The 13,819-nt window shown below is 36.7% G+C and carries 13 protein-coding genes; 9 read left to right on the top strand and 4 right to left on the bottom strand.

Annotation, left to right across the window (positions count from 1 at the left end):
- The first annotated feature begins 14 nt into the window (after window positions 1-14).
- From era to glyS, 6 genes are all read left to right on the top strand, one after another.
- The gene (era, locus tag RK01_RS06185; RefSeq protein ID WP_016172432.1) at window positions 15-914 is read left to right on the top strand and encodes a GTPase Era; all 900 of its coding nucleotides are present in this window, start codon (window positions 15-17) and stop codon (window positions 912-914) included.
- A gap of 11 nt (window positions 915-925) precedes the next feature.
- Window positions 926-1,696 (top strand): DNA repair protein RecO, encoded by a 771-nt coding sequence (recO, locus tag RK01_RS06180; protein ID WP_016172431.1) that lies wholly within the window; start codon window positions 926-928, stop codon window positions 1,694-1,696.
- Window positions 1,697-1,894: 198 nt separating this feature from the next.
- Window positions 1,895-3,610, top strand: coding sequence for a formate--tetrahydrofolate ligase (locus tag RK01_RS06175; protein ID WP_420864512.1), 1,716 nt, complete (start codon window positions 1,895-1,897; stop codon window positions 3,608-3,610).
- Between the two features lie 337 nt (window positions 3,611-3,947).
- Window positions 3,948-4,187 carry a hypothetical protein gene (locus RK01_RS06170; RefSeq protein WP_016172429.1) on the top strand — a complete coding sequence of 80 codons (240 nt, stop codon included), beginning with the start codon at window positions 3,948-3,950 and terminating at the stop codon, window positions 4,185-4,187.
- Window positions 4,188-4,265: 78 nt separating this feature from the next.
- Window positions 4,266-5,180, top strand: a complete 915-nt coding sequence (gene glyQ / locus RK01_RS06165; RefSeq protein ID WP_016172428.1) for a glycine--tRNA ligase subunit alpha — start codon at window positions 4,266-4,268, stop codon at window positions 5,178-5,180.
- Between the two features lies 1 nt (window position 5,181).
- Window positions 5,182-7,257 carry a glycine--tRNA ligase subunit beta gene (gene glyS / locus RK01_RS06160; RefSeq protein WP_016172427.1) on the top strand — a complete coding sequence of 692 codons (2,076 nt, stop codon included), beginning with the start codon at window positions 5,182-5,184 and terminating at the stop codon, window positions 7,255-7,257.
- 305 nt (window positions 7,258-7,562) lie between these two features.
- On the opposite strand, the gene yidC is transcribed toward glyS, so the two are convergent.
- Window positions 7,563-8,507, bottom strand: a complete 945-nt coding sequence (gene yidC / locus RK01_RS06155) for a membrane protein insertase YidC (protein ID WP_016172426.1) — start codon at window positions 8,505-8,507, stop codon at window positions 7,563-7,565.
- 193 nt (window positions 8,508-8,700) lie between these two features.
- On the bottom strand, window positions 8,701-8,982 hold the full coding sequence (locus RK01_RS06150) for an acylphosphatase (RefSeq protein ID WP_016172425.1): 282 nt from the start codon (window positions 8,980-8,982) through the stop codon (window positions 8,701-8,703).
- 98 nt (window positions 8,983-9,080) lie between these two features.
- On the opposite strand from RK01_RS06150, the gene RK01_RS06145 reads away from it, so the two are divergent.
- Window positions 9,081-9,839: a TrmH family RNA methyltransferase gene (locus RK01_RS06145; protein ID WP_016172424.1), complete on the top strand. Its 759-nt coding sequence runs from the start codon at window positions 9,081-9,083 to the stop codon at window positions 9,837-9,839.
- Between the two features lie 117 nt (window positions 9,840-9,956).
- Complete coding sequence (locus RK01_RS06140) at window positions 9,957-10,460, top strand: HD domain-containing protein (protein ID WP_016172423.1); 504 nt, start codon at window positions 9,957-9,959, stop codon at window positions 10,458-10,460.
- Window positions 10,461-10,509: 49 nt separating this feature from the next.
- On the opposite strand, the gene RK01_RS06135 is transcribed toward RK01_RS06140, so the two are convergent.
- Complete coding sequence (locus RK01_RS06135) at window positions 10,510-11,712, bottom strand: YdcF family protein (RefSeq protein WP_016172422.1); 1,203 nt, start codon at window positions 11,710-11,712, stop codon at window positions 10,510-10,512.
- Between the two features lie 132 nt (window positions 11,713-11,844).
- On the opposite strand from RK01_RS06135, the gene RK01_RS06130 reads away from it, so the two are divergent.
- The gene (locus tag RK01_RS06130) at window positions 11,845-12,327 is read left to right on the top strand and encodes a GyrI-like domain-containing protein (protein ID WP_016172421.1); all 483 of its coding nucleotides are present in this window, start codon (window positions 11,845-11,847) and stop codon (window positions 12,325-12,327) included.
- Between the two features lie 77 nt (window positions 12,328-12,404).
- On the opposite strand, the gene RK01_RS06125 is transcribed toward RK01_RS06130, so the two are convergent.
- On the bottom strand, window positions 12,405-13,706 hold the full coding sequence (locus tag RK01_RS06125) for a serine hydrolase (protein ID WP_016172420.1): 1,302 nt from the start codon (window positions 13,704-13,706) through the stop codon (window positions 12,405-12,407).
- Window positions 13,707-13,819: the final 113 nt, after the last annotated feature.

Below are 13,819 nucleotides of genomic sequence, written 5' to 3'. Positions count from 1 at the left end.
AAATGAGGAAAAATATGTCAGAACATAAATCAGGTTTTGTGGCAATTGTCGGTCGTCCGAATGTCGGCAAATCAACTCTATTAAATCGAATCGTCGGACAAAAAATTGCAATTATGAGTGACAAAGCGCAAACGACACGTAATAAAATTCAAGGGGTCTACACTGCCCCAGAAGCTCAAATTATTTTTATTGATACTCCAGGGATTCATAAACCGAAACATCGTTTAGGCGATTTTATGGTAGAAACAGCTTACAGTGCCTTAAAAGAAGTCGATGCAGTCTTATTTATGATTAGCGCCGATGAAAAACGAGGTCGTGGTGATGATTTTATCATGGAGCGGTTGAAAACGAATAAAACACCAGTCTTTTTAGTGATTAATAAAATTGATAAAGTGCATCCTGATGATCTATTAGGTATTATTGAGGACTACACGAGCCAAATGGCGTTTACAGAAGTTGTCCCAATTTCTGCTACAGAAGGCAATAACTTTGAAACGTTAATGACTACCTTAATTGAACAAATGCCAGTTGGTCCCCAATATTTCCCAGATGATCAGATTACCGATCATCCAGAATATTTTATTGTCTCTGAATTAGTACGGGAAAAAGTTTTGTTATTAACACGTGATGAAGTGCCTCATTCTGTAGCTGTGGTAGTCGACAGCATGAAACGCAATGAAAATGATAAAGTTCACATTCAAGCTACGATTATCGTGGAACGCAATAGTCAAAAAGGAATTATCATCGGTAAAGGCGGCAAGATGTTAAAAGACATTGGTACCAAAGCGCGTCGTGACATTGAACAATTACTTGGAGATAAGGTCTTTTTGGAGTTGTGGGTTAAAGTTCAAAAAGATTGGCGCGATAAAAAAACTTACTTACAAGATTACGGTTATCGTCCAGATGATTACTAAGGAGCTTTTCCATGCAATTAGCTGAAAGTCGTGGTTTAATTTTATTTTCCCGTGACTATAAGGAAAAAGATAAATTGGTAAAAATATTTACGGAATCTGCCGGCAAACAAATGTTTTATGTGAAAGGCATTCATAAAAAGAATAATCCGCTAACTTCGGTTTTGCAAAATTTTACGGAAGCCACATTCATTATGAATCTAAAGACAGATGGCCTTTCTTTTTTAAATGGTGCCAAAGATGTGAAACCGCTAATAATGATTCAACAAGATATCTTTTTAGCAGGTTATAGTACTTATTTATTGAATTTAGTCGATGCTGCGATTGAAGATAAAATCTATGATCCTCATTTGTATCAATTTTTATCTTTGTGTCTAAATTTAATCAATGATGGCTATGATGCTGAAATTATTACCAATATTTTTGAAGTGCAGGTTTTACAACGATTTGGTGTAGCTCCGATCTTTGACCATTGTGTCATTTGCGGTAAAACTAGTGGACGTTTTGATTATTCTTCTAAGTTTGGTGGCGTTTTATGTGAAGACCATTTTGCTATGGATGAACATCGCTACCATGCAGATCCTACTGCTATGCATTTTATCCGTCTATTTAACCAAGTTGATTTAACCAAAGTGAAGACTATCAAAGTCAATGCCGAAGTGAAAAAGGAAATTCGCCGCGTGATTGATTTATTTTATGAAGAATACGTTGGGATTCATTTAAAAAGCAAAAAATTTATTGATGATATGCACAAATGGCAAAATTTAATGAAACCCGATTCTTAAAAAGCGGTCTCTATTTTAGAAAATATCCGAATAATATTGTATTATCTCTAAAATACTTTAGCGACTGGTGCTGAATTTCGATGAGATTGTTAATATTATTTGGGTATTTTTTGTTAATTTTGATTTTAACGAACAATCAATAAGTATTTTTGGATAATCAGTCGTATATTAAAGATTTTTTTAGAAAAATAAAGTAAAATGAAGAAGATTAATAGAATTTTTACCAACTATACACATAAAGGGGAGAAAGACTTGACGTTATCAGATATTGAAATTGCCCAACAAGTAGAAATGGAAAATATTACGAAGATTGCGGAAAAATTGGGTATCCCGGCAGAAGATTTGGAAATGTACGGCAATTATAAAGCAAAAATCAAACCTAGCGCCGCAAAAAATCAAAATGGGAAATTAATTTTAGTCACAGCTATTAGTCCCACGCCGGCAGGAGAAGGCAAGACTACAACTGCAGTCGGTTTAGCGGATGCTTTAGGAAAGATTGGTAAAAAGGCGGCTATTGCATTAAGAGAACCTTCATTGGGACCAGTTTTTGGAATCAAAGGTGGAGCCGCGGGTGGCGGTTATGCGCAAGTAGTACCCATGGAAGATATTAATTTGCATTTTACCGGCGATTTTCACGCGATTAGTGCAGCGAATAATTTATTAGCAGCAATGTTAGATAATCATATTCACCAAGGAAACACATTGGGAATAGATAGTCGACAAATTACTTGGAAACGAGTAGTGGATATGAATGATCGCCAGTTACGCCACATTGTTGATGGCCTGCAAGGACGTCTAAATGGCGTCCCACGAGAAGACAGTTTTGAAATTACTGTTGCCTCTGAAATTATGGCTATTTTATGTTTAGCAGCTGATTTAGCAGATTTAAAAAGACGCTTAGAAAAAATTATTGTGGCCTATTCCTTTACAGGTAATCCAATTACTTGTGGCGATTTAAAAGCTGCCGGCGCTATGACGGCTTTATTAAAAGATGCAATAAAGCCAAATCTTGTGCAAACATTGGAACAAACACCAGCTTTTATTCATGGCGGCCCCTTTGCTAACATCGCCCATGGTTGTAACAGTGTGCAAGCAACAAAAATGGCATTACAATATGCTGATTATGCAGTTACAGAAGCAGGATTTGGCGCAGATCTAGGAGCCGAAAAGTTCATGGATATTAAATGCCGCTTAGCCGACTTAAAACCGGATGCAGCGGTATTGGTGGCTACCATTCGAGCATTAAAAATGCATGGCGGTGTACCTAAAACCGATTTGGCAACAGAAAATGTAGCAGCAGTCCTAGCAGGCCTGCCGAATTTAGAACGTCATTTGCATAATTTGCAAGAAAATTTTGGCTTGTCGGTTGTCGTTTGTATCAATCAATTTCCCGATGATACGCCTGCAGAATTGGCCGCTGTTAAAGATGCTTGTCAAAAACGAGGCGTGGCTGTCGTTCTTTCAAATGTTTGGGGTAAAGGCGGCGCAGGTGGCATTGAATTAGCAGAAAAAGTAGTAGAGCTAGCTGAGATGAAAAGTAACGTGAAATTTGCTTATGAAACTGAGCTTTCTTTAGTAGAGAAAATTGAAACAATTGCTAAAAAAATCTATGGTGCAAGTGATGTTGAATTTACACCTGTAGTCAAAAGAGAATTGACGAAGCTAACAGAATTAGGTTTTGCCGATTATCCAATCTGTATGGCAAAAACGCAGTATTCTTTTAGTGATAATCCGAATCTTTTAGGAGCGCCAACGGATTTCACAATTACCATTCGTTCTGTTAAAGTATCAGCTGGTGCAGGCTTTATTGTTGCGCTAACTGGTAATATTATGACAATGCCTGGACTACCGAAAAAACCAGCTGCTGAAAATATTGATGTAGATGCTGCTGGCAACATTACGGGTCTGTTTTAATTTTTTTGATTGACAAAACTTAGGTGAAACGGCTATGATTAACGGAGATTAATACGTTGAACAAGACGAAAAATAGGAAACTGAACAGCGATTGCGGGAAAGTGAAAGCCGCATACAGTAACTTATTTGGGGGCAACTTGGGAGTATTCAGTTAAATATCTCAAAGCTGCCGAGCAATCGGAAGCAGGGTGGAACCGCGATTAATTCGTCCCTGCATAGATGAAAATCTATGCAGGGCTTTTTTTGTGGGTAAAGTGATTATATGGCTTTTATAAGAAATAAGTTTGAGTTACATTTCTTTAACAGATAGTTATGCTTTTTAAAGGAGGACGTAAGAATGCAATTTGATATGGAAATCCATGCCAGCGAATTTAAAAAAAAGCAACTAAAAATTTTAGCTAGTGTACCACTACAAGTGATGGTAAAAGATAATAGTGGGCAATTAGTAGAAGAATTTACAACTGAGCCAAGTCAAATGATTTATGATTTGGCTTTCTTGGAAAAAGGAATGGTAGTAGAAGTACACTTAATTCCTGGAAACCCAGTTGAGTTTTATCCTGTTGTAAACGCATTGTAGGTAATTTTTGGCCTTAAAAGCGAAATAGAAAGCAAACTAATTTTATAATGCTATTTTAAAAATTTAGGAGGAAATAAAATGAGTAAGAAGATGACTGTGCAAAATATTATTTTGACACTGCAACAATTTTGGTCGGGTAACGGATGTATGTTAATGCAAGCCTACGATACGGAAAAAGGAGCAGGTACGATGAGTCCCTATACGTTTTTACGGGCTATTGGACCAGAACCATGGAATGCAGCTTATGTCGAGCCTTCTCGCCGTCCTGCTGATGGACGTTATGGAGAAAACCCAAATCGTTTATACCAACATCATCAATTTCAAGTAGTAATGAAACCATCACCTGAAAACATTCAAGAACTATACTTGGAAAGTTTGAAATTGTTGGGAATTGATCCTTTAGAACATGACATTCGTTTTGTTGAAGATAATTGGGAAAATCCTTCGATGGGCTGTGCTGGTCTTGGATGGGAAGTCTGGTTAGATGGAATGGAAATTACACAATTTACTTATTTCCAACAAGTTGGCGGCTTGCCTTGTAAACCTGTGACTTCAGAAATTACTTATGGTTTGGAACGCTTAGCTTCTTATATTCAAGAAGTTGAAAGTGTTTATGATTTAGAATGGGCAGATGGTGTCAAATATGGCGAAATCTTCCGTCAACCAGAATATGAACATTCTAAATATTCTTTTGAAGTAAGTGATCAAGCATTATTATTAGGTAACTTTGATCGCTTTGAACAAGAAGCAAAACGGTGTATTGATCAAGATTTAGTTCACCCGGCCTATGACTATATTTTAAAATGCAGTCATACTTTTAACCTATTAGATGCTAGAGGAGCAGTTTCAGTTACTGAACGGGCGGGATATTTAGCTCGCATTCGGAATATGGCTAGAGCAGTTGCGAAGATATTTGTGGCGGAACGAGCAAAATTGGGATATCCATTATTAGATCCCAAAGAAGCAGCAAAACTATTACAGGAGGAAAACTAAGATGGCAAAAGATTTATTATTAGAGATTGGTTTAGAAGAGATGCCAGCTCACGTTGTAACAAATAGCATGCAGCAATTAGAGCAAAAAGTAAGTGAATTTTTAGCGACAGAAAAATTGACTTTTTCTTCCATTAAGTCCTTTAGTACGCCGCGGCGCTTAGCTGTTCTTGTTAGTGAAGTAGCTGAAAAGCAAGCTGATACGGAAGAAGAAGTAAAAGGTCCAGCTAAAAAAATTGCTTTAGATAGTGAGGGCAATTGGTCCAAAGCAGCAGAAGGTTTTGTCCGCGGGCAAGGACTGACGACTGATGCGATTACGTTTAGAGAATTAAAAGGTGTAGAATATGTCTATGTGACTAAATACGCGAAAGGCAAACCTGCAATTGAGGTTTTGACAGGCTTAAAAAACGTTATTACTAGTCTGACTTTTCCTGTTACGATGCATTGGAATAAATATGATTTTGAATATATTCGTCCAATTCACTGGATCGTGGCTTTATTAGGAGAAGAAATTGTCCCATTTTCAATTTTAGATGTTGAAACGGGAAATACTACCAGAGGGCATCGTTTCTTAGGTGATGACGCCTTACTGGAAAATGCGCAAGAATACGAAGAAAAATTAAATGAACAATTTGTTGTTGCAGATCCTTTAAAACGAAAAGCTATGATTGTTAATCAAATTAATGAAATTGCTACAAAAAATGATTGGCAAGTAACATTAGATGAAGACTTACTAGAAGAAGTAAATAATTTAGTGGAATATCCTACCGCTTTTGTGGGCAATTTTGAAGATCGTTTTTTATCTGTGCCAGAAGAGGTCTTGGTTACTTCAATGAAAGAACACCAACGTTATTTTGACGTTCGTAATAGTGCAGGCTTATTATTGCCACATTTCATTTCTGCTCGTAATGGGAATGCAGTAAAACTAGACAATGTAGTGAAAGGAAATGAAAAAGTTTTAACTGCGCGCTTAGAAGATGCTGAATTTTTCTATAAAGAAGATCAAAAATTAACGATTGATGTTTGTGTTGAAAAACTAAAACAAGTTACTTTCCACGAAAAAATCGGAAGTATTTATGAAAAAATGCAACGGGTCGCTGAAATTGCAAAAATTGTTGGCGAAACAGTTGGTTTATCCAATGAACAATTAGAGGATTTAGCTCGTGCAGCTGAAATTTATAAATTTGATTTAGTAACCAATATGGTCGGAGAATTTCCGGAATTACAAGGTGTAATGGGGGAGAAATATGCTTTATTACAAGGCGAAAAACCAAGCGTAGCCCAAGCAATTCGTGAACATTACCTGCCGATTTCTAGTGAAGGGAACCTGCCAACCTCAGAAATTGGCGCTGTTTTAGCAATTGCAGATAAATTAGACAGTTTACTTTCTTTCTTTGCTGTTGGCATGATACCAAGTGGTTCAAATGATCCTTATGCATTGCGTCGGCAAACTTATGGGATTGTACGAATTATTGAAAATAAACATTGGGCCTTTCCATTAGTAGAATTACAAGAAAAAATTAATGAAGCCATTAGTCAAGATGAACAACGTTATGGCCTTAAATTAAATAGTGGTCAAACAGAAGTTGTTAATTTTGTGAAGGCACGGTTGAAACAATTTTTATTGACTAAAAACTTACGACATGATGTGATTGATGCGGTTATTAATGCCGAACAGACCAATTTAACTGCAATCTTTTCTTCTGCTAAAATTTTGCGTCAGCACTTAAATGATCCTGACTTTAAACCAACCATGGAAGCATTAACGCGAGTGATTAATCTTGCTAAAAAAGCAGAGGTAGAAGATGCAAATGTTAAACCAGAACTTTTTGACAACGAAGCTGAAAAAACGTTATTTGATGCTGTGACCGATTTAGAAAATCGTTTTGCTCGGCAAACAATGGCAGAAAATTACGATGCTCTAACGGCTTTGCGTCCATTAATTGAAAACTATTTTGATCAAACAATGGTCATGGTAGACGATGAGAAAGTGCGTCGCAACCGTTTAAGTCAATTAAACAAAATTGCCAAAATGGCATTGGCTGTGGCGAGTCTAGATGCATTAATTACGAAAAAATAATTATGAAAAAAACATACTCATAATAACTGTGACCGCCAGAAGATAGAATAAAACTATCTTTTGGCGGTCACTTTTTATATGGGTAAAAAATCAAATAAAAGAAGCGGAAGGAACGCCTTCAGCTCTCAAACATTAAGAGGGACTTTCATAAATTGTTCTTTAAATTTCTTGAAATTCAAGTTTAGGATATTCGTGAAAATAATTTTCAATAACTTTGTTGTATTGTTCTTATTTCTTGTGAAAATCATATAATTTTTCAACTATAAAAAAACAGTGCGCCACAAGCGCACTGTATAGAATAAAAATTATTTGTGTTTTTGTTTTCCTGCGTTACGCCCTTGTTTCCCAGCATTACGATTTTTATTTTTCTTGGTATAATCTGCTACGTTTGTTTTCATTTCTTTTGGTGTCACATCTTTTCGTGGAGGAGTGACCACGGTTTTTGGTGGATTCTTTTTCATTTCTGCTTGAACTTGTGCTTTGATTCGAGGTTTCATAATAACATTTGTAATAAAAGTTTGCAGACAGCTAATTAGACCGCCGACTACCCAATATAATGTGACCCCAGCAGGTGCGCTCATGGACATAAAGACAATCATTAATGGCGAAACAATTAACATTGACCGCATCGTTTTCTTTTGCTCTTCTGGTACGCCAATTTGTGAAATGAAACCTTGAACCAGATAAAAGAGACCAGCAATTACAACGAGCACAATGCTAGGTTCCCCTAAATTAATCCCCATAAATGACGCATTTTGAATACCCGGCGTAAAGCGTGCGGTATAATACAATGCAGAAAAAATTGGCATTTGAATGAGTAATGGTAAACAACCCATACCGCCGAACATGCTAACGTTATTTTCTTTGTAAACAGCTTGCATTTCTTGTTGTGCTTGCATTTGTTCTTCCGGTGAAGTGGCAGCTTTTACTTTTGCTTGGGCTTGGTCAATTTGTGGTTTTAAAAATTGCATTTTTTCTGATTGGACCATTGTTTGCTTGGATTGATGAATGCCTAGGGGCAATAAGATAATGCGAACAATAATCGTTACCATAATAATCGCTAGACCATAACCCCAATTAAAATCTTTGGCTAAATATTGTAAAAAGCCACCCAATGGTTCTACTAAAATACGATAAACAATCCCACTCTTATCAGGATTGCCATTTTTATCCATCGAGACACAGCCAGAAAGAGTGATCATAATCCCAATCAGGCCAGATGCCAAGAGCCAGTTTTTTAATTTTGTCATTTGCTTCGTCCTTTACTTTGTAAATTTACACAAAAGTAATCATACTAGAAAAATAAGGAACTGTAAACGTGCTTCACAAAATATTCAAGATTTAGCCGCGTTGCAGTAAACCGTGTGATCCTAAGAAATGAGGATAAACGTTTAAGTCATATAAAAGAGCAATAGTCAGACTATAAAAAAAGCGGCTAAGCCGCTAATAACCAAAAGTTACCTCAAAACTATCCCGTTCTTTAATCATTGGATCATCAGTTAAATCCAGGTAAGTCACATGCCCAGCTGGTGATGGGGAAGATTTTACACCGGCAATAAATTTATCTAGCGCTTCTTCAGGGCCACATGCTTCAATCCCTACTGAGCCATCGTTTTCATTCCAAACTGCTCCGTGAATTCCCAATTGATCTGCTAACATTTTGGTCGTATAACGAAATCCGACACCTTGTACTCGTCCTTGGACATTCATTCTTACTTTCCGCATCCCAATCACCTCTTTTTTATCTTAATTTAATGATAGCTTTTTTGCCAACATCTCACAAGCATTCTGCTGAAAATGCTATAATAAGACGAGGTGAAACCATGAAAGAAATTCAATCAAATAAAAATCCACTTATTAAGTCGTTAAAAAAATTGCATCAAAAAAAGTATCGTGACCAACAGCAACAATATTTGCTTGAAGGATTCCATCTAGTAGAAGAAGCGCGTAAAAGCGGTACTGAGATTCAAACAATTTTAGTCAATGAAAGAGGCCAAAAAGAAGGTGAATCTTTTTTAGCGGCCTATCCAGAGAATAGTTACTTGGTAACAGATAGTATTTTAAAAGAACTTTCTGATCAGCCAACCCCACAAGGAATTATAGCTGTGGTCGAAAAAAAAGAAACCACAACAGCCTTAAAAAAAGGGGCTTGGATTTTATTGGATCGGGTGCAAGACCCAGGAAATGTAGGAACAATTATTCGTACAGCGGATGCTGCGGGCTATACAGGTGTTATTTTGGGCGAAGGCAGTGCGGATATTTATAGTACGAAAGTTTTGCGAAGTATGCAGGGAAGCAACTTTCATTTACCAGTCATTACAATGGAGTTGACATTAGCTATTACCGAATTAAAAAAATTAGGTGTGCCAGTTTATGGTACGGAACTAAATAAAGAGGCCAAATCATTTCAGACGGTACCAAAAGGCGATGCGGCGATTTTAGTGGGCAATGAAGGACAAGGCGTGACAAAAGAACTACTAAAAATAACCACTCAAAATCTTTATATCCCAATTTTTGGTCAAGCAGAATCGTTGAATGTGGGCGTTGCTGCGGGGATTTTACTTTACCATTTCAAATTGTAATAAATGAAATATTTTAAAGAACTGTTAAGCTTGAGTCCGCTTTCTTTAAATGTTTAAAAAAGGTGCTATACTTACACTTGTACGAAAAAAGATAAGCTAAAGGTGGCTATTTAATACATGACTGAAAACTGGCGCAAAGATTCTGAATATATGTCTTATGTCGCAGATTTGCTGGCAACACCTGAAGTACAAAAGTTGAGCCAATACAAACAACACGTTAATTCGACACGTTTAGAACATTCCATAAGTGTTTCTTATTACAGTTATAAATTAGCAAAAAAATGGGGCGCAAATGCGAAAGCTACTGCGAGAGCAGGGCTCTTACATGACTTGTTTTATTATGACTGGCGCACCACCAAGTTTGATGAAGGCTCGCATGCCTATATGCATCCAAGAATTGCTATTAAAAATGCAGAAAAAATTACGGAATTATCACCATTAGAAAGAGATATTATTTTAAAACATATGTGGGGAGCAACAATTGCACCACCGAAGTATAAAGAAAGTTATATCGTCACTATGGTAGATAAATATTGCGCAATTAAAGAAGCATCCGAACCAATGACAAAATCAATGCGTGTGCGCTTTAATCATTTATTTGGGCGTAAAACTTCCATTTAAAAAAAAGAACGTTCAATTTTGAACGTTCTTTTTTTGTAGGAAAGATTATCTAGCCCACAAAAATGGACATCATCGAAATGAAGATAAAAAATGCTAGGATAAACCCGCAAACAATGAGGTGTCTTTTTTTATGCAAGGCTACAATAGCAATATATTCCCGTAAAAAGGCATTAGGTAAATAATAAAGAGCAGTTTTTGCTCCAAGTCCATCTGCTTTTAAGCCCGCCTCATGCGCATAAATGCCAGCACGAAAAATATGGTAGTTGTTCGAAGTAAAAATTACTTGATAAGGAATAGGTTGTTTGTCATCCATAATTTCTTTAGAAAACTGCATATTTTCTAAAGTAGTAGTAGAATGTTCTTCCACAAGTAAATCCGCCTGTGGCACGCCTTTATCTTTAGCGTAAGCTGCCATAGCAACACTTTCAGGTACTTTTTCATCAGCACCTTGTCCACCAGACATTAAAATTTTAGCGTGTTTGCCTGCGACTTTTAATTGGTGCTGATAAAATTTTATGGCAACGTCAATACGTTTGGCTAAAAGCGGAGAAACCGTATCGCCATTTAGAAGGCCAGCCCCTAACACAATAATGTAATCTTGATTTGGCTTGGGATGATTAAACTGATATAAAATTGACACACTTAAAAAATTGAAGAAAACGAGTGCGAAATAAAACATCATAAACGGTAATGCCGCTAAAAGACTAGTTAACCATTCAGGTAAACGCTGGGCAATAAAAAAGTCATAAACCAAAAAGAAAGTTAAAAAAATGGCTAATAATAAGGTTAACATATTTGCTAGTGAACGGGATTCTCTTTTTAATACAACCAACGCATTCCAGTAAAGAAAAACAAGCAATGATACAAAGCCAAAAATCAAAACAGCGGCCAAAAAGACAAATGCAAGTCCTAAAATGGCAAAAGCAACTAGACTCGCAGTAATACTTGCGTTATAGACTAAATAAATTCCAAAAACAAAAATTAAAATATTGAATAGTAATCCATTGCGTAATTGCGTTTTATTTTTAAAGTACTGCCATAAAAACACAGCCAGATATAGAAGCGGTAAAATAAAAAAATAACTGCCCTGTAAAATTTCAATTCCTGAAAAATAGAAAATTAAGCAGATACACGTCCAGACTAAGCAAAAAAAGATCGTATCAGGATCTGGGCTTTTCTTCCGCCACGAAATGATGGCGAAAATACCGCCAATTAAAAAAATAAATAGTAAAACCTCGGGTAAAAAATTCATATATTCAACTCCTTAATCTCTTTTTAGTATAGCGGATTGCGCTTTATTTTGCTTGCTAAAAAGATATGATTTTTTAAAAAAGTTGTTTTCTAGTACAATAAGGAAAAAAGGTTACTAGAAAGAAGGAAGAAGATGGAATTAGGGGAGATAAAAAAAGTCAATTTACCGGCTTTTACTGTGATTGGTAAAGAAGGTAGTGGTTTAGCTGCTGAAGGATCATCATGGGTGCCGCTGTTATGGGATAATGTAAATGAACATTTTGAAGAAATTGCAGCCAATGTTACCCTTCATCCCAGTGAGATTCATTTATGGGGCTTAATGAGTGATGAAAGTGCTTGGCTTGAACCCTGGCAAGAAATTGGGCGATACTTAGCGGGCATTGCAGTGCCCACGCACACAGAAGTACCTGCCGGTTGGCAAAAGTGGCAAATGCCGCCATCCAATTATTTTGTGATTAAAACCAACGTGGACAACTTAGCTGCCATGACAGAGAAAATGTTAATGGAAATTTTACCACAAAACAATATGACTTTGAGTGCCGCTATTCAAGAACATTATTTACCGGAATTTGCACCTGGAGAAGTAGAGTTATATTTTCCAGTTACAGGTGTTTAAAAGATAAATCACAATGAGAGAAAAATGCGTAGTACGCTAGCTTACTTAGCTAGTTGTACTACGCATTTTTTGGGCGATTAAAAAATAGATTGAAAGAAATTTTCGATTCTACGGCCAAAAATGACAAAAACATTCGCTTTCTCTACCGCTTTATCTACGATAATATCTGTAGTGTGATTAGGTGTTTTTTCCAAATAACCAAGGTCATCACCTTTTAAGCTGACATTTGCTGTCCCAATCACATCTCCTTTTTCAACAGGGGCTGTAATGGCGTTAGCTTTTACTTTTTTAGCAAATTTTGGCGTAATTACTAAATCATTTTCGTTTAAATCATCCCGTACCCATAGTGTTACGCTATCTTTTAAGGAAATACCCGTTTTTAGTTGTTTGCCGTCGGTGACCGCAATTTCTTTTTTATCTGGTAATTGACTACCAGCTTTTAAAACTTCTTTTTGTTGCCAATGTGCATAGCAGTAATCCATTAGTTTACCCGTTTCAACAAACCGAGCGCTGGGATTGTTTTTGTGGTCTGTGGCGTTCAATACAACTGTAATCAAACGTTGACCATCTTTTTCAATTGTGCCGACAAAACAAGCTCCCGCTAATTCGGTTGTTCCCGTTTTTAGTCCATCAACGCCATCTTTTGCATTAATAAATCCGGGTAACATCCAGTTCCAATTCACCATCTCTACAGGGGATTGGGTATTGGCACCAAACATTTGCGTCGTGGTAGCAGAAACTTTTAAAATATCGGGGTAGTCTTTAATTAAGTGGCTGGCTACAATCGCAACGTCGCGAGCAGAGAGTAGATTTTCGGCATCTTGAGCAGAGCCAGGATAGCGATTTTCACCTAAATATTTATTGTTTAGACCAGAAGCATTGTAGACCTTTGCATCGTGAATTCCCCATTTTTCCAATTGGCTGCGCATTTGATCAACAAATTTTGCTTCAGAACCCGCAAGTTTTTCTGCCAAAGCCACCACAGAAGCATTAGCGGATTGAATAACGGCAGAATCAAATAGTTCTTTGACGCTATATTCATTTTCTTTGTGCAATGGCACATTCGATAGATCAGGTGCTACGCTTAAATCAGCGGCGTAATCAGAAATAGCTACTTTATCTTCCCAGTTTAATTTCCCAGATTTCACGGCATCTTCCACCAAATAAAGACTGATAATTTTCGTGATAGAAGCAATCCCCATCGGTGTATCACCATCTTGGTTATAAAGTACTTTTCCTGTTTTGAAATCGACTGCAATGGCACCTTTTGCAGCAACGGAAAAATCCGCGGTCTCCTCAGTAGCTTTCGCATGTGGTGTAAAACCAAAAGTAAAGCAAAACAGTAAAAGGGTAATCAGAATCTGTTGGATTTTTTTCATGATAAGCTCCTTTAATTAGACAATTAGACATTACAAATTGTAATTTTAACAAAGTGTAGCGGACAAAACAATTCTTCTCCGAGAAGTTTCACAAAAAAGCTAAAAAATCCGCA

It is taken from the genome of Enterococcus dispar ATCC 51266 (assembly GCF_000406945.1).
Classification (GTDB): domain Bacteria; phylum Bacillota; class Bacilli; order Lactobacillales; family Enterococcaceae; genus Enterococcus_C; species Enterococcus_C dispar.
The sequence above is the reverse complement of the archived record's forward strand: the minus strand, read 5'-3'. Positions and strand labels throughout refer to the sequence as shown.

What these genes read in the sequence shown, in the direction of transcription:
- RK01_RS06130 (WP_016172421.1), top strand. Translation starts at nt 11,845, where the DNA reads ATGGAATTAGGGGAGATAAAAAAAGTCAATTTACCGGCTTTTACTGTG.
- era (WP_016172432.1), top strand. Translation starts at nt 15, where the DNA reads ATGTCAGAACATAAATCAGGTTTTGTGGCAATTGTCGGTCGTCCGAAT.
- RK01_RS06125 (WP_016172420.1), bottom strand. Translation starts at nt 13,706, where the DNA reads ATGAAAAAAATCCAACAGATTCTGATTACCCTTTTACTGTTTTGCTTT.
- yidC (WP_016172426.1), bottom strand. Translation starts at nt 8,507, where the DNA reads ATGACAAAATTAAAAAACTGGCTCTTGGCATCTGGCCTGATTGGGATT.
- RK01_RS06135 (WP_016172422.1), bottom strand. Translation starts at nt 11,712, where the DNA reads ATGAATTTTTTACCCGAGGTTTTACTATTTATTTTTTTAATTGGCGGT.
- recO (WP_016172431.1), top strand. Translation starts at nt 926, where the DNA reads ATGCAATTAGCTGAAAGTCGTGGTTTAATTTTATTTTCCCGTGACTAT.
- RK01_RS06140 (WP_016172423.1), top strand. Translation starts at nt 9,957, where the DNA reads ATGACTGAAAACTGGCGCAAAGATTCTGAATATATGTCTTATGTCGCA.
- RK01_RS06150 (WP_016172425.1), bottom strand. Translation starts at nt 8,982, where the DNA reads ATGCGGAAAGTAAGAATGAATGTCCAAGGACGAGTACAAGGTGTCGGA.
- RK01_RS06170 (WP_016172429.1), top strand. Translation starts at nt 3,948, where the DNA reads ATGCAATTTGATATGGAAATCCATGCCAGCGAATTTAAAAAAAAGCAA.
- glyS (WP_016172427.1), top strand. Translation starts at nt 5,182, where the DNA reads ATGGCAAAAGATTTATTATTAGAGATTGGTTTAGAAGAGATGCCAGCT.
- RK01_RS06145 (WP_016172424.1), top strand. Translation starts at nt 9,081, where the DNA reads ATGAAAGAAATTCAATCAAATAAAAATCCACTTATTAAGTCGTTAAAA.
- glyQ (WP_016172428.1), top strand. Translation starts at nt 4,266, where the DNA reads ATGAGTAAGAAGATGACTGTGCAAAATATTATTTTGACACTGCAACAA.
- RK01_RS06175 (WP_420864512.1), top strand. Translation starts at nt 1,895, where the DNA reads ATGAAGAAGATTAATAGAATTTTTACCAACTATACACATAAAGGGGAG.